General features: G+C 68.7%; 16 protein-coding genes. 11 read left to right on the top strand and 5 right to left on the bottom strand.

Going from position 1 to position 19417, the window contains the following annotated elements; genetic code table 11:
* Positions 1-17 precede the first annotated feature (17 nt).
* From tldD to CDO44_RS19520, 3 genes are read right to left on the bottom strand one after another with little or no spacing between them, the layout of a single operon-like run.
* Positions 18-1478, bottom strand: coding sequence for a metalloprotease TldD (gene tldD, locus CDO44_RS19510; RefSeq protein ID WP_087781948.1), 1461 nt, complete (start codon positions 1476-1478; stop codon positions 18-20).
* Between the two features lie 48 nt (positions 1479-1526).
* Positions 1527-2348 carry a carbon-nitrogen hydrolase family protein gene (locus CDO44_RS19515; protein ID WP_087781949.1) on the bottom strand — a complete coding sequence of 274 codons (822 nt, stop codon included), beginning with the start codon at positions 2346-2348 and terminating at the stop codon, positions 1527-1529.
* Between the two features lie 57 nt (positions 2349-2405).
* The gene (locus CDO44_RS19520) at positions 2406-6476 is read right to left on the bottom strand and encodes a YhdP family protein (protein ID WP_158213349.1); all 4071 of its coding nucleotides are present in this window, start codon (positions 6474-6476) and stop codon (positions 2406-2408) included.
* A 164-nt stretch (positions 6477-6640) separates the two neighbouring features.
* Here CDO44_RS19520 and glnE point away from each other — a divergent pair, with 164 nt between their 5' ends.
* The 4 genes from glnE to CDO44_RS19540 all read left to right on the top strand — a co-directional run bounded on the left by glnE (position 6641) and on the right by CDO44_RS19540 (position 12063).
* Positions 6641-9436 carry a bifunctional [glutamate--ammonia ligase]-adenylyl-L-tyrosine phosphorylase/[glutamate--ammonia-ligase] adenylyltransferase gene (gene glnE / locus CDO44_RS19525; protein ID WP_087781951.1) on the top strand — a complete coding sequence of 932 codons (2796 nt, stop codon included), beginning with the start codon at positions 6641-6643 and terminating at the stop codon, positions 9434-9436.
* Positions 9437-9712: 276 nt separating this feature from the next.
* Positions 9713-10279 carry a VOC family protein gene (locus CDO44_RS19530; RefSeq protein WP_087781952.1) on the top strand — a complete coding sequence of 189 codons (567 nt, stop codon included), beginning with the start codon at positions 9713-9715 and terminating at the stop codon, positions 10277-10279.
* Positions 10276-11019 carry an IclR family transcriptional regulator gene (locus tag CDO44_RS19535; protein ID WP_087781953.1) on the top strand — a complete coding sequence of 248 codons (744 nt, stop codon included), beginning with the start codon at positions 10276-10278 and terminating at the stop codon, positions 11017-11019. Before CDO44_RS19530 ends, CDO44_RS19535 begins: the two co-directional genes overlap by 4 nt.
* Positions 11020-11079: 60 nt before the next feature.
* On the top strand, positions 11080-12063 hold the full coding sequence (locus CDO44_RS19540) for a tripartite tricarboxylate transporter substrate binding protein (RefSeq protein WP_087781954.1): 984 nt from the start codon (positions 11080-11082) through the stop codon (positions 12061-12063).
* A gap of 14 nt (positions 12064-12077) precedes the next feature.
* Here CDO44_RS19540 and CDO44_RS19545 read toward each other — a convergent pair whose 3' ends face one another.
* Both CDO44_RS19545 and CDO44_RS19550 read right to left on the bottom strand, forming a co-directional pair.
* The gene (locus CDO44_RS19545; RefSeq protein ID WP_087781955.1) at positions 12078-12428 is read right to left on the bottom strand and encodes an AzlD domain-containing protein; all 351 of its coding nucleotides are present in this window, start codon (positions 12426-12428) and stop codon (positions 12078-12080) included.
* Entirely contained in the window at positions 12425-13186 is a 762-nt protein-coding gene (locus tag CDO44_RS19550; RefSeq protein WP_087781956.1) for an AzlC family ABC transporter permease, read from the bottom strand. The genes CDO44_RS19545 and CDO44_RS19550 overlap by 4 nt, the downstream gene beginning before the upstream one ends.
* Positions 13187-13379: 193 nt before the next feature.
* Here CDO44_RS19550 and CDO44_RS19555 point away from each other — a divergent pair, with 193 nt between their 5' ends.
* The 7 genes from CDO44_RS19555 to CDO44_RS19585 all read left to right on the top strand — a co-directional run bounded on the left by CDO44_RS19555 (position 13380) and on the right by CDO44_RS19585 (position 19383).
* The gene (locus CDO44_RS19555; RefSeq protein ID WP_087781957.1) at positions 13380-14300 is read left to right on the top strand and encodes a branched-chain amino acid transaminase; all 921 of its coding nucleotides are present in this window, start codon (positions 13380-13382) and stop codon (positions 14298-14300) included.
* A gap of 13 nt (positions 14301-14313) precedes the next feature.
* A complete protein-coding gene (locus tag CDO44_RS19560; protein ID WP_087781958.1) occupies positions 14314-14505 on the top strand; it encodes a zinc-finger domain-containing protein in 192 nt (63 codons plus the stop codon).
* Positions 14506-14625: 120 nt separating this feature from the next.
* Positions 14626-15480, top strand: coding sequence for a formyltetrahydrofolate deformylase (gene purU, locus CDO44_RS19565; RefSeq protein WP_087781959.1), 855 nt, complete (start codon positions 14626-14628; stop codon positions 15478-15480).
* Positions 15481-15506: 26 nt separating this feature from the next.
* Positions 15507-15929: a nuclear transport factor 2 family protein gene (locus tag CDO44_RS19570; protein ID WP_087782002.1), complete on the top strand. Its 423-nt coding sequence runs from the start codon at positions 15507-15509 to the stop codon at positions 15927-15929.
* Positions 15930-15950: 21 nt separating this feature from the next.
* A complete protein-coding gene (locus CDO44_RS19575) occupies positions 15951-16997 on the top strand; it encodes a YheT family hydrolase (RefSeq protein ID WP_087781960.1) in 1047 nt (348 codons plus the stop codon).
* Between the two features lie 90 nt (positions 16998-17087).
* A complete protein-coding gene (locus CDO44_RS19580; RefSeq protein ID WP_087781961.1) occupies positions 17088-18773 on the top strand; it encodes a thiamine pyrophosphate-binding protein in 1686 nt (561 codons plus the stop codon).
* Positions 18766-19383: a DUF2946 family protein gene (locus CDO44_RS19585; RefSeq protein ID WP_087781962.1), complete on the top strand. Its 618-nt coding sequence runs from the start codon at positions 18766-18768 to the stop codon at positions 19381-19383. Before CDO44_RS19580 ends, CDO44_RS19585 begins: the two co-directional genes overlap by 8 nt.
* Positions 19384-19417: the final 34 nt, after the last annotated feature.

The following is a 19417-nucleotide window of genomic DNA, read 5'->3' on the forward strand; positions in this document are numbered from 1 at the left end:
CGGCGGGCGCCCGGCGGTCAGGCCGTGCCGCCCACCGTCAGCCCTTCCATCTTCAAGGTGGGCTGGCCCACGCCCACCGGCACGCTCTGGCCGTCCTTGCCGCAGGTGCCCACGCCGGAGTCCAGGCGCATGTCGTTGCCGATCATGCTGACCCGGTTCATCGCATCGGGACCGTTGCCGATCAGCGTGGCGCCCTTGACGGGATAGGTGACCTTGCCGTCCTCGATCATGTAGGCCTCGGACGTCGAGAAGACGAACTTGCCGTTGGTGATGTCCACCTGCCCGCCGCCGAAATTGACGGCATAGAGGCCCCGCTTGACCGAGCGCACGATTTCCTCGGGGTCCTTGTCGCCCGCCAGCATGTAGGTATTGGTCATGCGCGGCATGGGCAGGTGCGCGAACGATTCGCGGCGGCCGTTGCCGGTGACGGAGGTCTTCATGAGCCGGGCGTTCAGGGAATCCTGCATGTAGCCGCGCAGGATGCCGTCCTCGATCAGCACGTTGCGCTGCGAGACGTTGCCTTCGTCGTCGATGTTGAGCGATCCGCGTCGACCGGGGATGGTGCCGTCGTCGACCACGGTCACGCCCTTGGACGCCACCCGTTCGCCGATGCGGCCCGAGAACACGCTGGACCCCTTGCGGTTGAAATCGCCCTCGAGGCCATGGCCCACCGCCTCGTGCAGCAGGATGCCGGGCCAGCCCGAGCCGAGCACCACGGTCATCTCGCCTGCGGGGGCTGGACGCGCCTCCAGGTTGACCAGGGCCTCGTGCACGGCACGCTCCACGTACTGCTCGAGCAGTTCATCGGTGAAGTAATCGAAGCCCGTGCGGCCCCCGCCGCCTCCGTGGCCGACTTCGCGACGGCCGTTCTGCTCGGCGATCACGGTGAGCGACAGGCGCACCAGCGGCCGCACGTCGGCTGCCAGCCGCCCGTCGCTGCCGGCCACCAGCACGACGTCGTATTCGGCGCCCAGCCCCGCCATGACCTGCACCACGCGGGGGTCCCGGGCACGGGCCATGCGCTCCACGCGCTCGAGCAGCGCGACCTTGTCCGGCGCCGACATGGACGCCAGCGGATCCTGCGGAAGGTAGAGCGAACGGCTTCCCGCCTGGCGATAGCCATTGGCCACCTTGACCTTGCCCGCGCCCTGGCGGGCGATCGTGCGCACGGCGCGGGCCGACGACAGGAGCGCGTCCTGCGACAGCGTGTCGGAATAGGCGAAGGCGGTTTTCTCGCCGCTCAGGGCGCGCACGCCCACGCCCTGCTCGATGGCGAAGCTGCCGGTCTTGACGATGCCTTCTTCCAGGCTCCAGCCCTCGCTGCGGGTGTACTGGAAGTACAGGTCGGCATAGTCCACCTTGTGCGCGAAGATCTCGCCCAGGGCCCGGGAGAGGTCGGCCTCGGTCAGACCCCAGGGGTCGAGCAGCAAAGACTTGGCGGTGGCCAGGGACTGGATGTTGGGTTCTACGAGTTGCATGGATGGCTGTACGGGAATTCGTTGCGAAACAAGGCGGGTGCCCAGGCTCTACAGTACACGATGGCGCAGCGCCGGCAACGCTGCGCGCACGTCGGCGATGCGAACGGGATCGATCATGCCGTCGACGATGCCGGGGCCCTCGGGCAGCACCGCCTGCGTCGTGCCCCAGGGATCGATCAGCATCGCATGCCCCCAGGTACGGCGGCCATTGGGATGCACGCCTCCTTGCGCCGGCGCCAGCACGTAGCACTGGTTCTCGATGGCGCGGGCGCGCAGCAGGATCTCCCAATGTGCCTGGCCTGTCGTATAGGTGAAGGCGGCAGGCACCAAAATCAAGTCCACCTGCCCCAGCGCGCGGTAGAGCTCGGGAAAGCGCAGGTCATAGCAGGTGGACAGCCCCACGCGTCCCCAGGGCGCGTCGAAGCCCACCGGCGCCGTGCCGGGGCGGATGCTCAGGGCCTCGTCGTAGGACTCGGCGCCGCGACGGAAGTTGAAGAGGTGGATCTTGTCGTACCGCGCCAGCGCGCGGCCGTCCGGGCCGTAGACGAACGCCGTGTTGTACACCCGGTCGGGATCGGGGCATTCCAGCGGCAGGGTGCCTCCCGCCAGGTAGATGCCATGCCGGCGCGCCTGCGCGGCCAGGAACTCCTGTATCGGCCCCTGCCCTTCCCGTTCGCGAATGGCGACCTTCTCGCGGTCGCTGCGTCCCATGAAGCAGAAGTACTCGGGCAGGGCCACCAGCTGCGCGCCCCGCTCTGCCGCCTGGGCGATCAAGGCTTCGGCATCGGCGAGGTTGCGCGCCACGTCGGGCGTGGACACCATCTGGACAGCAGCCACGCGAACGGCTGCGGGGACGGCGGATTCGGTCATGGGCGTCGGATCCTGGCAGACAGGTTGCAGGGCATGGGACTATTGTCGCGCAGAACGCTAGGGCGCGGGATTCGCGGGTTCCTGCACGGACGGCGCGGCCGGGGAATCGGCCGCATCCCCCTTGGTGGTGGCGACCTTGGTCACCTGGGGATCGGCCCAGGTGCCGGTGACCTCGTACTGGTAGGCCAGGACCTTGGAAAGCGGATTCTTGAGCAGCAACTGGGCGAGGAACACGCTCAGGCCCACCGCGGGATTGACCGCCAGGCCGTACAGCAGCGAAGCGGCGCCGGCGTCCAGCTTGGGCACTACCACGACCTGCAGTTTCTGGGTTTCTTGCTCCAGGTCGGTCTCGCCGGCGATGACCACCGTGGCGTTGACGCCGTTCATCTTGAAATCGTCGGTATGGGCCACGCCGTTGGAAATGCTTGCATGGGCCCGGATGGTGTCGTAGGCGAAGCCTTCGCTGAAGATATCGCGGAAGTCCAGCGTCACGCGGCGCGGCAGGGACTGCAGCGACAGCACACCCAGCAGCTTGGCGATACCCGGCTCGGCCTTGAGGAACTGCCCCTTGTCCAGGGCCAGCTCCACCTTGCCGGAAAGGCTGGGCAGGTCCAGCGAATACGGCAGGCCGCGCCACGAGACCTGCGCCGACAGCATGCCGCTGCCGCCGGCCATGGCCCCGTGCACCCCCATGCGCTCGAGGAACTTGCCCGTGTCGCCCAGCTTGAGCACGGCATCGAGGGACATGGCGCGCCGGCCCCGCGCGGCGCCGTCGGCAGCCACTTTCCAGACGCCCGAGCCATCCAGTTCGGCATCGGGGTTCTTCACGTTGAGCTTGCGCAGCCGCCACTCCCGGCCCCGGTTCGAGCTCTGGGCCAGCACTTCCAGCCGCCCGAGCTGCTTGCCGAACAGTTCGAAATGGTCGGCCACCAGATCGATTTCCGGCACCTCCGCGTCGTCGTCGGCGCCGGAGTCGGCCAGGGTCTCGGGGCTTTCGTCGTCGACCTCGCTGTCGACCACCAGCCGCGACAGCCGCGCGGTCAGGCGATGCGGCCCCGCGCCGCCCCGCGTCTCCATCCAGGACAGCCGGCCCGCCAGTTGGGCCGATTCGATGTCCGCGCGCCAATTGGCGCCCGCGCCGTTCTGCTGGCGCGCCGCGTAGAGCGTCACCTTGTCGAGCTGCCGGCCATGCACGCGCAGGACCGGCGTGGCGAGACTGATGCGGTTGAGCGGCACGTCGAGGGCGCCTTTGCCGGCTGCGCCCGTGCCCGTGCCCTGCGCCGAGGACGGCTGGAACTCCGCCGCCACCTTGCGCAGGGAATCGATGTCCAGTTCCGGCAGCTCGGCGCTCACGCTCAGCCCCGGACCGGCGATGGTGGCCGCTCGGTTGATGCCGATGGCGCCACGCACCTCGCGTACTCCGCCTTTGTCGTCGTGATCACGTTCGATGTGGAGATTGACGGCCGGCCCCACGCTGCCGGCGAACCAGTCGCTCCTGGGCCGGCCCGGCGCGGCCGGCGTGCCGCTCCATTCCAGCCGCGACGGGCGCGCTTCCTGCGCCGTCTTGCCCAGCGGCGCGGGCAGGTCGGCCGCCAGGCCGACGAGGTCGGACTCCACCAGCAGCACCGGCGTCTTCTTCGGCTCGATGCGTACCGATGCCTTGTAGGCCGTCCGTCCCGAAAGCCGAGCCATCCCGGGCGCATTCCACCACAGGCTGAAGGCCGACGCCGCGGCGGTGCCCTCGGCCAGCAGCAAGTCGCTGCCATCGGGCTGCGGCCCGCCGGACAGGCGCACGGGCCCGTCGAGCGCGGTGCCGGTCACGTCGCGCAGGGCCACGCCGCGGTTGTCGAACGCCACCGTTCCGGTCAGCCGGGAAAGAGGCGGCGCCGCAGGCGCCAGGCGGAATTCGTTGCCGGCCAGCCGGACCTCGCCCTTGACCTCCACTTCGGCGTGCTCCTGCTCCGATTCACGGTGCGCCAGCGGGATGCGGAGCGAAATCGGCACGACGAAATTGCCGCTGGCGGTGGCCTCGTCCAGCGCGCCGCCTATCATGCGTCCCACCGGCGATCCCTTGACGAAGGCCAGGAAGGCCGGCGCGGGGCCGCGCGTCTCGCCGTCGATGTCCAGCACGGCATCGTGCACGAGATCGGCAATGGCGGCGCGCGTGCGTCCCATCGCCACCGTGGTCGAGCGGTCCACGCGCACGCGGCCGGATCGCGCGTCCACCGCCATCGACACGCGATCGAACACCAGTTCGCCGGCGATGTCCTCCAGGCGCGGCCAGACGTCGCCGTGCGCCAGGGGCGCAGGCAGGTAGTCCAGCGTCACGCCGCTCACCTTGCCCGCCACCCTGAACTCGCCGGACCTGTCGCTGCCGTACGGGAAACCGTCCAGATCGCCGCGCACGCGCACGTCCACGTCCTGGGCCTGGCCGGCCACGAGCGCGTGCTGCAGCCAGGTCCGCACGTTCGCGCCGACGACGATGGGGATGTAGCGGTGGACCTCCTTCACGTCGGCCCGCTCGAGCCGGCCCCGCAGATCGAGCGTTCCCGCGGGCGAACGGCCATGGCTGCTCCAGTTGCCGCTGAAACTGCCCTGCACGCCCCGGCCCGCGAAATCCAGGCGCTCGACGTCGACCGTCCAGGCGCCGTCGGCGGTCTTTCGGGCAGCCGCCTTGGCGTTCACATTATCCATGGGCAGGTCGGGGTCGGCGAACACGCCCGGGAAACGCAGCACGGCATCGCGGGCGTCGATCTCGATACGGCCGCCTTGGGCATCGGCCTCGATCACGCCCTGCAGGTTCGAGAAGCCGGGGCGCTGGGGATGATGGCCGTCGTTGACCGCTGGCTCGGGCGCCGGGGCCATGGACAGGCCGGAAAACCGTGCGCGGCCCGATACGGAGGAAGGCTCGGTCGGCGGCCCCTGCCAGGCCAGGTGCAAATCGTCGATACGGCCCGCCGGCCGCAGCTCGGACAGCGACTGGCGCGTGGCCGCGGGCAGGGGCAGCCGGTCGGCCAGGCGCAGGCCCGCATCCAGGTCGAGACCGGCCGCGTCCACCTGCGTCGACGCCGGCGCGTCGTGCCGCGCCGGGCGCCATAGCACCGCCAGCCGCCGGGGCTGCAAGGCGAGGCCGTCGTCGGTGCGCGCATCCAGTTTCGTCACGTCCAGCTTGTAGCCGTCCTGGGTTGCCGTCAGTTCGGCGCGGCCATCCAGCTGCGCAAGGGTCAGCGCCGGCAGGTCGGGCGCGAGCTGCATGCGCAGCTCGCGCAGCGCGACCTGGGCGGTCCCCGCTCGTATGCGGCCACGGTCGTAGTCCAGCCAGGCGCGCAGCGAGCCGCTACCTTGCTGCGGCTCGCCGGGCACGTCCAGCCACGGCCGCCATCCCGCGAAATCGATACGCTCCATCGCCGCGTACAACGAGCCTCGCCACAGCGCGGGATCGGCGACGCCCAGCGTGAACCAGCTGTGCGTGAAATCGGCCCGCAGATCCAGCACGGATCCGAGATGGGCGGGCGGTTCGGCGCGCAAGGCCGCCCGGTGATGGCGCCCGGTATTCTGCATGGCGAACGCCACGTTGACGATTTCGAGCGGCGGCGCGGCGCGGGCGGCATCGCGCCAGCGCACCACGGCGTCCCGCACCACCACTTCGCGCTGGGCCAGCAGCCACTCGAGCCCGGCATGGGAACCGCCCCCGGCCTTGGGATCGAAGGACCAGCCGGCTATCCAATAGCGCCCCTGCTCGTCGCGCCGCGCATCGAGCTCGGGCCGATCGAGCTCGAGCCGCAGCAGGCGCGGCTCCAGTACCAGCAGGCTGCGCCACGACAGGATGGCCGAGACCTTCGGCAAGTCCAGTCCTGGCTGGCCGGAGGCGTCGGCGATCCGCACGGATGAGAGTTCGAAGCTGGGATGCAGGCCGCGCCATTCGGCTTCGATCCCTTCGATGCTGACCGGCGCGCCAAGCGCCCGGCTCGCCAGCCGTTCGATGCCGGGCCGGTATTGGTCGATGGCGGGCAGGACCGCGTAGCGCACGACCACCAGCGCGACCACGAACAGGAAGTAGACGGCCAGCACCAGCCAGACCAGGGGCCGCACGACGACGCGATAGAGAAAAGGTAGGTCGATATGCACGAAGGGACGGCGAAACGGAGTCGTTCCGTCGAAGCGGCGGCGACGGCCGGGATGGAAAGAATGAGAAAGTTGAAGCTTATACCGGCAGGCTTGTCTTATGCTGGCTTCTGCACAAAACTTCTTCGTGGCGCACAATTCTGTTACGCAATGCCACATTTTCCGCCATGTCAGATACGTCCCTGCTCGCACCCGCGCTCTCCTGGTCTGGCCACCTGCGCCGGCGCATCGACGCCCAGCCCGAATACGGCCAGTGGCTGGCCGACGCAGCGGCCAGGCCGGTCGACGCCTCGGCGCTGGCCTCCTGGTTCGACGAGCTGCGCACGGCCCGCACGGGTGCGGCCTCCGCCGGCCCCCTGCCGGTGGCCGACTGCCGCGCGGTGCTCCGCAAGCTGCGCGAACGCGTGTTCTGCGCGATCATGGTGCGCGACCTGGCCGGCCTCGCGCCACTGGAAGAAGTCGTGGGCGCGATGACGCGGCTGGCCGACCTGGCCATCGAAGAGGCCTACCGCAGCGTGGCGACCGAACTGGCCGAAGTGCACGGCATTCCGCGCGAAGCCTCCTCCGGCCTGCCGCAGGAAATGATGATCGTCGGCATGGGCAAGCTGGGCGGCGAGGAACTCAACGTCTCGTCCGACATCGACCTGGTCATGCTCTACGGCGACGAAGGGGAAACGGACGGCCGCCGGCCGATCTCCCATCACGAGTTCTATGGCCGGCTCACGCGCCGCATGATGCCGGTGATATCGGAGATCGACGCCGACGGCCACGTATTCCGCACCGACCTGCGCCTGCGTCCGGACGGCGATGCCGGGCCGCTGGCCTGGAGCCTGGACGCCTTCGAGAACTACCTGATCTCCCAGGGCCGCGAGTGGGAACGCTATGCCTGGCTGAAGGCCCGGCGCATCGAGGCCCGCGCCTTCGAGGGCAGCGATCCCGCCGCGCAGGCCGCCCAGCTCGAGGCGCTGTGCCGGCCCTTCGTCTACCGCAAGTACTTCGATTTCGACGCGCTGGCCGCGCTGCGCGCGCTGCGCGAGCGCATCCGCGAAGACTGGAACCGCCGTTCCTACAACGGCACGGGCGAACAGGTCACCCAGGCCGACAACGTCAAGCTGGGCGAAGGCGGCATCCGCGAAATCGAGTTCGTGGTCCAGCTGTCGCAACTGGTACGCGGCGGCCGCACTCCCACCTTGCGCGTGCGGGGCCTGCTGCCGGCGCTGCACGCCGAACGCGAGGCCGGCCTCGTTTCCGCGCAGGACGCCGAACGCCTCGAAAGCGCCTACCGTTTCCTGCGCCGCGTCGAGCACGCGCTGCAATACCGCGAAGACCAGCAGACCCACCTGCTGCCCCAGGACACCGAACGGCGCGCGGAACTGGCGCGCGCGCTGGGCTTTGCCGACCCCGCCGAATTCGAGCGCACGCTAACCGGGCACCGGGAATTCGTCGAGGCTACCTTCCGCGGCGTGTTCGGCCAGAGTGACGCGGGTCCGGCGGGTAGCCCGGAAGGCCACCGCGGCGGCGATCCCGAGGACCTGCTGGTCGAACGCATACGCGCCTGCCTGCCGGCCGAGGCCGACAGCCTGTTGCCGCGCGTGGCCGCGCTGCTCGGCAGCCCGCGGATCCGCAGCCTGCCCGACAACAGCCGGCGCCGCCTGGCTGCCCTGCTGCCGGCCGTCGTGGACGCCTGCGCGGGCACCAAGGCTCCCGCGCCGGCGCTGCTTCGCATGTTCGGACTGATCGAGCACATCGCCCAGCGCAGCGCCTACATGGCGCTCTTGGCTGAGTATCCGGACACGCTCGCCCGCGTGGCCCGCATCTTCGCCGCCAGCGACTGGGCCGCGGGCTATCTCACGCGGCACCCGCTGTTGCTGGACGAACTGCTCGACTGGCGCACGCTGCTGGCCCCGCCCGACCTGCCCGCCCTGGCGCGCAAGCTCAGCGACGACCTGGACGCGTGCGTGATCGACGGCACCGGCGCCCCGGACGTGGAACGGCAAATGAACCTGATGCGCGACGCGCAGCGCCAGTGGGGCTTCCACCTGCTTGCCCAGGACCTCGAGGGCCAGCTGACGGTCGAGCGCCTGGGCGACTACCTGTCCATGGTGGCCGACATCATGCTGGAAGAAACGCTCAAGCGCGTCTGGTACCAGGTTTCCAAGGACCAGGGCCGCACCCCCGCGCGCTTCGCGGTCGTCGCCTACGGCAAGCACGGCGGCAAGGAACTGGGCTACGCCTCGGACCTGGACCTCGTGTTCCTGTATGAAGACACGCGCGAGGACGCCGGCGAGATCTACGCCCGCTTCGGCCAGCGCATCCTGTCCTGGCTGGGATCCATGACGGCCTCCGGCCGCCTTTACGAAGTGGACTTGCGCCTGCGTCCCGACGGACAGGCCGGCCTGATGGTCATATCGACCGAGGCTTTCGAGCGCTACCAGAAAGAGCACGCGTGGCCCTGGGAGCACCAGGCCATTACCCGCGCCCGTTTCGCAGCCGGCGACCCGGCCGTCGGCCGGCAGTTCGAGCGCATCCGGCGCGAAGTGCTGCTCATGCCGCGCGATGCCCGCCAGCTGGCGGACGAGGTCATCGCGATGCGGCGCAAGATCAGCGAAGGCCACCCCAACCCGACCCCGGACTTCGATCTCAAGCACGATCCGGGCGGCATGGTGGACGTCGAGTTCATCACCCAGTACCTGGTGCTGCTGCACGCCCGCGACCACGAGATCCTGGTGCAGAACCTCGGCAACATCGCGCTGCTGCGCCACGCCGCCGAAGCCGGCCTGATTCCCGGCGAACTGGCGCAGCGCGTAGGCGACGCCTACCGCACGCTGCGGCGGGAACAGCACGCGCTGCGCCTGCAGGACATCGAAAAGGCGCGCGTCCCGCAGGAAGCCCTGGCGGCGGAGCGCGCCGCCGTGTTCGAGCTGTGGGAACGCGTATTCGGCTCGCCCAGGCTCCCCGGGTAGGCCAGCCCCGCCCGGCCGGGCTCGCGCGCCGGCCGGGAGCTCTCCCGCGCGGGCGTTCGCCCGCTCCCCACTGCCCCATCCGTTCGACCCCGCCGCCGGGCCGCCCAGCGGGCCGGCTTCGCCGTCGCCAGGAGCGCGCGCCCGCACTGCGCTTCCCCGCCGCCCTTTTCCGCACCTGGGGTTTCACATGAGTTCTTTTTTGAGTTTTTTACGTAATATGCAAAAAACCACGTTTTTCTGAAAAAAACCTCCAGACCTTCTCGAACAAATTCCACCATGATCAAAAGAACAGGTCTTTCGTTCAGCCATGTCGGCATCTTCGTCACCGACATCCAGCGGATGGCCGATTTCTATTCGAAGGTGCTGGACTTCACCATCACGGACCGCGGCATGCTCGACGGTCCCCAAGGCCCGGTCGAACTGGTCTTCACCAGCCGCGATCCGGACGTGCATCACCAGATCGTGCTGGTGTCGGGCCGGCCGGCCGACGTCCGGTTCAACGTCATCAACCAGCTGTCGTTGATGGCCGACTCCCTGGAAACCCTGCAGCGCTATCACCGGCGCCTTCAGGACGCCCGCGTGGCGGACCTTGCGCCGGTCACGCATGGCAACGCGCTGTCGCTGTATTGCCGCGACCCCGAGGGCAACCGGCTGGAGCTCTATGTCGATACGCCGTGGTACGTGTCCCAGCCCATGAGGGTTCCCATGCCCATCGAGCTGCCGCCGGCCGAATTGATGGCCTGGGCCGAACGGCATGCGCGCGGGCTGCCGGGCTTCCGCAGCCGGGAGGCGTGGCGGGCCGACATGGCGCGCCGCATGGGCGTCGAGCAAGCCCCGGCATGAGCGACGGCGCATCCAGCCTCGGGCGCATGCTGGCGCTGCTCGATGCCTATACCCATGACCGGTACGCGTGGACCGTGGACGACCTGGCCAGCCATTTCGGTTTCACGCCTTCGTCCACGTACCGTTATGTCAAGGAACTGTGCCAGGCGGGCCTGCTCATCCGGCTGCCCCGGGGCCGGTACGTAATCGGCGCGCGCGTGGTGGAACTCGAGGCCTTGATCCGCGAAACCGACCCCGTCACCCGCGCCAGCCAGCCCATCCTGCGCGAATTGGCGCAGGAGACCGGGTGCCACGTGCTGCTTTCCAACGTCTATGGCGAACATCTGCTCAACGTGGCGCACGAACCGGGCGTCGAGTCACTCGAACTGACCTACCTGCGAGGCAAGAGCCTGCCATGGTTCCGCGGCGCGCCATCGCTGTCCGTGCTGGCGTTCTGGCCGCGTGCGCGGGTGCGCAAGCTGTTCGAGCAGGCCCATGGCGACGCCGGCGAACAGGCCTGGAACGCCACGTGGGCCAGCCTGAAGGCCATACGCAAGGCAGGGTACGTGGTCAGCCACGCCGGGCTCGATCCCGACGTCATCGGCTATGGCGTCCCGGTGATGCTCGAGGATGAAGTCATCGGAACGATATCCCTCGTCTGCTCCAGGCAGCGAGGCGAGTTCCTCAACGGCGCGGCCTTGGGAGCCGTGCTGAAACAAAAAAGCCGTGAACTTTCCGCACGCCTGCAGCAGGCGGAATGAACGGTACCGCCACGCCCTCCCTGGCGACGGCATACGACAGAAACACGCGAGGAGACACACATGAGCAACGGCGACATTCGCCGGCGCGCCGCGCTGGCGGCGGCCGGCCTGCTGGGAGCGGCGCTGGCCGTTCCCGCGCTGGCCCAGGGCACCTATCCGGCACGGCCGGTCAAGCTGCTTGTCGGCTTCGCCGCCGGCGGCGGCAGCGATGTCGTGGCGCGCCTCGTGGGCAAGGCGCTGGGCGAACGGCTCGGCCAGCCGGTGGTCGTCGAGAACCGCGCCGGCGACGGCGGCAACATCGCATCGGCACAGGTGGCCAAGAGCGAACCCGACGGCCACACGCTGGTATTGATGACCAGCGGCCACGGCACCAATGCCGCGATGCGCAAGGACCTCCCCTTCGAGCCCGTCAAGGGTTTCAGCTGGATATCGACGCTCACCACTTATCCGCTGACGCTGGCCGTGGCCCCGGCCTCGCCGATCAAGTCGTTCGAAGACTTCGTCCACCGCATCAAGACAGAAAAGGACCGCTACACGTACACATCGGTCGGGGTCGGCACCGCCATGCACCTCGTCGGCGAATGGATCATGGCGGAGAGCGGCGGCAGCGCGCTCCACGTGCCGTTCAAGGGCGGGGCCGGCCCGATGACGGAACTGCTGGCCGGACGCGTGGACGTCATGATCGATACGATGACCAATACCGCGCCGCTGTTCAAGGCCAACCGCGTGCGCCTGCTGGCGACCACGGCGCCCGCGAATGTGCAGGCGCTGCCCGGCGTTCCGAGCGTGGCCGACACGCTGCCGGCGATCGTCTTCGAATCATGGCTGGGCATCGCGGCTCCGGCCGGCACCCCCGCGGACGTGGTGGCCCGCCTGAACCGTGAATTGCGCGCGGTGCTCGATACGCCGGCCGTGCGGCAGCAACTGGTGGACTGGGGCGGTTCGCCGCGGGCCTCGTCGCCGGAAGAATTCCAGGCGCGCGTGGAGAACGACATCAGGCGCCTGCGCGCCGTCGTGGTTCAGCGCAACATCCAGGCGGAATAAGCCCGGCGGCGCCGTCAGCCCAACAGCCAGCGCAACAGCCACAACGTGGCCATCCCGGCCCCGATCATGGCGATCGTATTGCGCGTGGTCACCATGACGGCCACCGCGACCACGGCAGCCAGCGCGCGCCAGTCGAAGACGGGCACCCCGCCAGGCGGCCAGGGCAGAAGGTCGGGCATGATCACCGCGGCGAGAGCCGCGGCCGGCGCATAGCGCAGGGCGCGCCGCACGCCGTCGGGCAGGGGCACGTTGTCGCCCAGCAGCAGGAAGCCGGCGCGGGTGATCACCGTGCACAGCGTCAGCGCGGCGATCACCAGCCAGACGTACGGCGAATCCGAAACCGGCGGAAAACTCGACGGACTCATGTCCTGCCTCCTTGCGCGGTCCTGCGCTCAAGCACCTTCTCGGCGGAGACGCCGGCCCAGACCCCCGCCACGACCGCCAGCACCAGGCCCAGCCGCAGCGGCAGCGGCTGGCCCGCCCAGCCCACCAGCCCCGCCGCGGCCACGGCGGCCAGCACCGGCCAGCTCGCCACCATCGGCACGACGATGGCGATCAGCGCCAGCACGGCCGCGAACTCCAGCGACCAGGCCTGAGGCACGACGGATCCCAGCAGGATGCCGGCGACCGAACATACTTGCCAGGTCAGCCAATTGCCCGCGGCCGCGCCCAGGAAGAACCAGATCTGCTCGGGCGTGCCCTTGACGGGCGCATCGCCGTAGCGCGGCATGAACAGCACGAAGCCGATGTCGCTCGTCAGATAGCCGAGGCCGAGGCGCCTCAGGCGCGAGAACCGGCGGAAATAGGGATGCATCGCGGCGGCGAAGATGACGAAGCGCAGGTTCACCACGCAGCCTGCCGCGAACACCAGCCAGACCGGGGCGCCGGCCACGATCAGCGGCAGGGCGGCCAACTGCGCCGAACCCGCGTACACCAGCAGGGTCATCGCCAGCGCCAGGGTCTGGCTGAGCCCGACCTTGACCATGGCCACCCCGCTGACCAGCCCCCAGACGCCGATGGCGATGGTGGTCGGCGCCAGCGCCTTCAGTCCCGCGACGAAAGCGGCCCGGAGCTCCTTCCTGGTCGGACCGGCGGGTACGGCGGAAGAAGGCGTGCTTGACATGAAGGTCGGGGAGCGCTGCCGCGGGGGGCAGGCCGGAAGGAGTAAAGTTATGGTTTACAGCTATTGTAAGTGATTACCCGAATCTCCCTGGAACCCGGGAGGGGTTGCCGGGGGAGTCCCCCTGCGCGCCGCCCCGCCGCTGGATCCAGTCGCAGATTGGTACAATATCTGGTTCATTTCGGAGATCCCAATCATGTCGATGTCAGACCGCGACGGCTTCATCTGGTACGACGGCAAGCTCGTCCCCTGGCGTGAAGCCAACACCCATGTGCTCACACACTCCCTGCACTACGGGTTGGCGGTATTCGAGGGTGTGCGCGCATACAAGACCGACCTCGGAACATCGATTTTCCGGCTCAAGGAACACACCGACCGCCTGATCAATTCCGCCCACATCTATCAAATGCAGATCCCGTACAGCCGGGAGGCCCTGATGGAAGCGCAGAAGGAAGTGGTCAAGGCCAACAACCTGGAATCCTGCTACCTGCGCCCCATCGCCTTCTACGGTTCCGAGAAAATGGGCGTCTCGCCCAAGGGCGCCAAGGTGCACGTGGCCGTTGCCGCCTGGGAATGGGGCGCCTACCTGGGCGCCGAGGCGCTGCAGAAAGGCATCCGGGTCAAGACCTCCTCCTACGCCCGCCATCACGTCAACGTGACGATGCCGCGCGCCAAGCTGGCCTCCACCTACGCGAACTCCATCCTCGCCAACCTGGAAGCCACCGAGGACGGCTACGACGAAGCCCTGCTGCTCGACACCGAGGGCTTCGTGGCCGAAGGCTCGGGCGAGAACATCTTCATCGTCAAGGACGGCGTGCTGGTCGAGCCCGAGATCGCGTCGGCCCTGACCGGCATCACCCGCTCCACGATCCACAGCCTGGCGGCCGACCTGGGCATCAAGGTGGTCACCAAGCGCCTGACCCGCGACGACGTCTACATCGCGGACGAGGCTTTCTTCACCGGCACCGCCGCCGAAGTCACGCCCATCCGCGAACTCGATCGCCGCAAGATCGGCGCCGGCCAGTGCGGCCCGATCACCGCGCGTCTGCAGCAGGCCTTCTTCGACCTGGTTGCCGGCCGCAACGCCAAGTACAACCACTGGCTTACCCACGTCTGAGCAGGAAAACGCCATGACCACCGAAGCTGCCAACGCCGTCACCGAAGTCGATGCCGACGAGCTTCCGCTTTCGTGCCCCGGGCCGCATACTCCGCTCTGGAACATGCATCCCAAGGTGTTCCTGGACGTGGCGACGACGGGCGAAGCCAAGTGCCCGTACTGTGGCGCGGAGTACCGCTTGAAGGGTCCCGCCCCTACGCACTGACGTGCGCGAGAACGGCGTTCTTCGGATGGTGTCCGATACCATCGCGCCATCCTTGAACTGCCCCGGTTCAGGACACCACCCCGGCCCGCCGGGGTTTGCTTTTGTTTACAGGACATTCCAGTGCAGCACAACGACTACATCCTGACGCTCGCCTGCCCCGATACGACCGGCATCGTCTATCACGTATCGGGCTTCCTGTTCGAGCGCGGCTGCAACATCCTGGATTCCCAGCAGTTCGGCGACGAGGACACCAAGCTTTTCTTCCTGCGGGTGCATTTCACCCTGCCCGGAGGCGTGGATGCCGAGGCCGTCCGGCAAGATTTCGCTTCACTGGCCGAGCGCTTCTCGATGCAATGGCAGATCCGCGACCCGCACCGGCGCGCGCGCGTGCTGCTGATGGTCAGCAAGCACGGCCACTGCCTGAACGACCTGCTGTTCCGCGCCAAGAGCGGCCAACTGCCGATCGACATCCCGGCGGTGGTTTCCAACCATCCCGATTTCGCGCTGCTGTCGGCCTCGTACGGCGTCCCGTTCTACCACCTGCCTGTGGCCGCGGGCGGCAAGGAGCAGCAGGAGCGGCAAGTGCTGCAGATCGTCGAGCGCGAGAACATCGACCTGGTCGTGCTGGCGCGCTACATGCAGATCCTGTCGCCGGACATGTGCCGCGCGCTGGCCGGCCGCGCCATCAACATCCACCACAGCTTCCTGCCCAGCTTCAAAGGCGCCCGGCCGTACTACCAGGCGCACGACCGTGGCGTGAAGCTGATCGGGGCCACCGCCCACTACGTGACCCCGGACCTCGACGAGGGCCCCATCATCGAGCAGGACATCGCGCGGGTGGACCACAGCATGTCGCCGGAAGCCCTGACCCAGGTCGGCCGCGACGTCGAATGCCTGGTGCTGGCGCGCGCCGTGCGCTGGCACGTGGAGCACCGCATTCTGTTGAACGGCCACAAGACCATCGTATTCGCATAATGGTGCTCAAATCCCGCGGCGCTCTGCTGTTCGCCACCTCGGAAGAAGCCGAACAGGCGTTCTACGACGCCCTGGAACAGGGCGACCTCGCCCAGCTGATGGCGGTATGGGCGGACGACGAGGACATCGTCTGCATCCATCCGGGCGGTCCGCGGCTGGTCGGCCACGAAGCCGTGCAGGAGTCGTGGCGCGAGATCTTCGGCAATGCGCCGGTTTCCATCCGTCCCACGCGCATCCACACCGTACAAAGCATGATGAGTTCGGTCCACACGGTAGTGGAGCAGCTCATGGTCGATACTTCGCAGGGCAGGCAGATCGTCCGCTGCTATGCAACCAATGTCTTTCACAAAGGTCCCACCGGCTGGCGTCTGGTTCTGCACCATTCGTCGCAGGCCCCTGCCGACCTCGGTCCGACCGAGCTGCAGGACGTTCCCGACCTACTGCATTGAGTTGCCGCAGCCGAACACCGCATGCCCGCTTACCTGGATACGACACCCTGCCCCACTCCCGCATGGTTGCCCGAAGGACATAGCCAGACCATCTTCGCGTCGCGGTTCTCATCGCATCACCACGTATCGTTCGTGCGCGAACGCGTCGATACGCCGGATGGCGATTTCATCGATTTCGACTGGACAGCGCCGGGTTTCGCGCCGGGCGCAGCCGTGGAGCCCGGACTGTTCGCCCGACTTGCCGCGGCGGCCGGCACCTCCACGGCGTCGCGCAATGGCCTGGTGCTCTTCCACGGCCTGGAAGGCAGCAGCGCCAGCCACTATGCGCAGGCCATTTCCCAGCATTTCCGCGCCCGGGGCTGGACCGTGGTCGTGCCGCATTTCCGCGGCTGCTCCGGCGAGCCCAATCGGCTGCCCCGGGCCTACCACTCCGGCGATTCGGCCGACATCGCCTTCATGCTGGACACCGTGCGCCAGCGCCTGCCCGAAATGCGCTGGCATGCCACCGGCGTGTCGCTGGGCGGCAACGCGCTGCTCAAGTACCTTGGCGAAGCGGGCTCGTCCGCGGGATGGCTCGTCGCGGCGGCCGGCGTTTCGGCGCCGGTGGACCTCATGGCCGGCGGCCGCATCCTGGGCACGGGCCTGATCAACCGGCACGTCTATACCCACATGTTCCTGCGCACCCTGAAGGCCAAGACCCTCCAGAAGGCGCAGCGCTTTCCGGGCACCATCGACGTGATCCGCGTGGCCAATGCCCGCGACCTGTACGAGTTCGACGACGCCTACACCGCGCCCACGCACGGTTTCCGCGACGTGAACGACTACTGGACGCGTGCCTCGAGCAAGCCGTTGCTGGCCGACATTAACGTCCCGACGCTGGTCCTGAATGCGCGCAACGACCCGTTCCTGCCCGGCCGCTACCTGCCCGACGCGTCACAGGCTTCGGACCAGGTCGTGCTGCACCAGCCCGAACAAGGAGGCCACGCGGGCTTTCCCACGGGGCGCTTCCCGAGCAACCTGAACTGGCTGCCGCAACGGCTGGCCGTCTTCTTCCGCTCGGGCCGCTGACGACGCCGTCCGAGGCCTGACAACGGCGCCGTTTTCTTCGACAATGCGGAAGACGGCCTGTTGCCCTTCACTCTTCGGACGGACGCTCCCATGATCCCGACTCACGCGGTTTCCGATGGACTTCCCCAGACCACCGGAGGCCGGCTCCTCGTCGAATCGTTGACTGCACACGGCGTAGACCGGGTTTTCTGCGTACCCGGCGAAAGCTATCTCGACGTGCTGGATGCCTTGCATGCCCATCCCAGCATGGACGTGGTGGTCGCCAAGCACGAAGGCGCGGCCGCCAACATGGCGGAAGCCGACGGCAAGCTCACCGGCAAGCCCGGCATCTGCTTCGTGACGCGGGGGCCGGGCGCCACGCAGGCGAGCATAGGCGTGCACATCGCCCAGCAGGACTCGACGCCCCTTCTTCTCTTCGTCGGCCAGGTTCCTCGCCGCGAACTCGGGCGGGAAGCCTTCCAGGAAATCGACTACCAGGCAATGTTCGGGAGCATCGCCAAATGGGTCGTGAGCATCGACGATGCCGCGCGCATCCCCGAGTTCGTAGCCCGCGCCTTCGCCTGCGCGACATCGGGCCGACCGGGCCCCGTGGTGCTGGCCTTGCCGGAAGACGTCTTGAGCGCACCGTGCCCTGCCGCCGCCACCCCGGTGGCCACGCCCGCCGCCTGCGGTCCGGACCCCAGCACCGGCCCACGGCTGCACGCGCTGCTCGGCGCGGCGCAGCGGCCGCTGGTCATCGTCGGCGGCCCGAACTGGAGCGAGCGCGCGGCCGCCGACTTCGCGGCCTTCGTCCAGGCCTGGAACCTGCCCGTGGCCTGCGCGTTCCGCCGCCAGGATCTCTTCGACAACCGGCTGCCGCAGTACGCGGGACATCTGAGCCTGGGCGTCAATCCCGAGCTCGCCGCCCTGGTCAAGAACGCCGACCTCATCCTCGCCGTAGGCACGCGGCTGGGCGAAATCGCCACCAACGGCTACACCTTGCTGGTCCCGCCACGCCCGGCGCAGAAACTGGTCCACTTGCATGCGGACGCCGCCGAGCTCGGGCGCGTCTACCAGGCCGATCTTGCGATCCAGAGCGGCATCGAGGCCGGTGCCGCTCTGCTCAGGAACCTCGCCCCGCCCGCCTCGCGCCCGTGGGACGACTGGACGCGCGAGGCCGGCGCGCTGCATGCGCGCTACAGCAAGCTGCCATCGCCACACCCCGAATCGCGCGGGATCGACCTGGCGCAGGTCATCGCCCACCTGGACCGCATCCTGCCCGACGACGCCATCCTCGCCAATGGCGCCGGCAACTATACCGTGTGGCTGCACCGCTTCTACCGCTATCGCCGGCCGCGCACGGAGCTGGCCCCCACCTGCGGCGCAATGGGGTACGGCCTGCCGGCCGCAGTGGCAGCCAAGCTGCGGCATCCGCGGCGAACCGTCGTATGCCTGGCCGGCGACGGCTGCTTCCTGATGTATCCCCAGGAGCTCGCGACCGCGCTGCAATTCGGCGCCGCCGTTGTCGTCATCGTGGTCAACAACGGCATGTACGGCACCATCCGCATGCACCAGGAAAATCGCTTTCCGGGCCGGGTGAGCGCCACCGACCTGCGCAATCCCGACTTCGTCGCACTGGCGCAGTCCTTCGGCGCCCACGCCGAACGGTTGGACAGCGCAGAGGCATTTCCCGCCGCCTTCGAACGCGCCTGCGCCGCGGGCCGCCCGGCGCTGCTGGAACTGCGCACCGATCCCCGGCAGATCACGCCGCAGTCGCGGCTGGCAGGGCGTGGATAGCGACGTCCTCGCCGCGATGGCGCGCTGGCCCGACGTGCCGGACGCCTACGGCTGGCTGTCGCTCGACGCGCGGGGCCGCTGGCGCCTGCATCCGGAGGGAGACGCGCTCGCGGGCGGCCCCGGAGTGTCCATCTCCAACCCGGGCATCCTCGCTTTCATCGCACGCAACTATGGACATGACGAGCAAGGACGCTGGTTCTTCCAGAACGGTCCACAGCGCGTCTTCGTCAGGCTCGATGCCGCGCCGCTGATACTGCGCCAGGCGGACGAAGCGGGCCGGCTGGCTACCCATACCGACCGCCCGGTGACCCGGGTGGAACGCTGGGCGCTCGACGCCGGCGGCCGCTTGTACGCCGCGACCGAGCATGGCCCCGGCATGGTCGAAGACCGCTACCTCCCGGGCGTGCTGGAGTTGATGCGCACCGCGGCCGGCCGGCCGCTGCTGGAGGATCCGCCCGGGTGGCTGGCCGATCCCGGCACGACAGCGGCGCACGCGCCCGAGACGGTACTCTATCCGGCCGTCAACAAGGCGGCCATTCCCCTCGTCCCGCTGCGCGAACCCGCCAGCACCGCTTTCGGATATATCGAACGGCCGGCGCCGCCGACATAGCAGGCGGGCGTATGCGCCCCCAGGGGCCGGGGCC

The sequence above is a fragment of the Pigmentiphaga sp. NML080357 genome, from assembly GCF_002188465.1.
Classification (GTDB): domain Bacteria; phylum Pseudomonadota; class Gammaproteobacteria; order Burkholderiales; family Burkholderiaceae_B; genus Pigmentiphaga.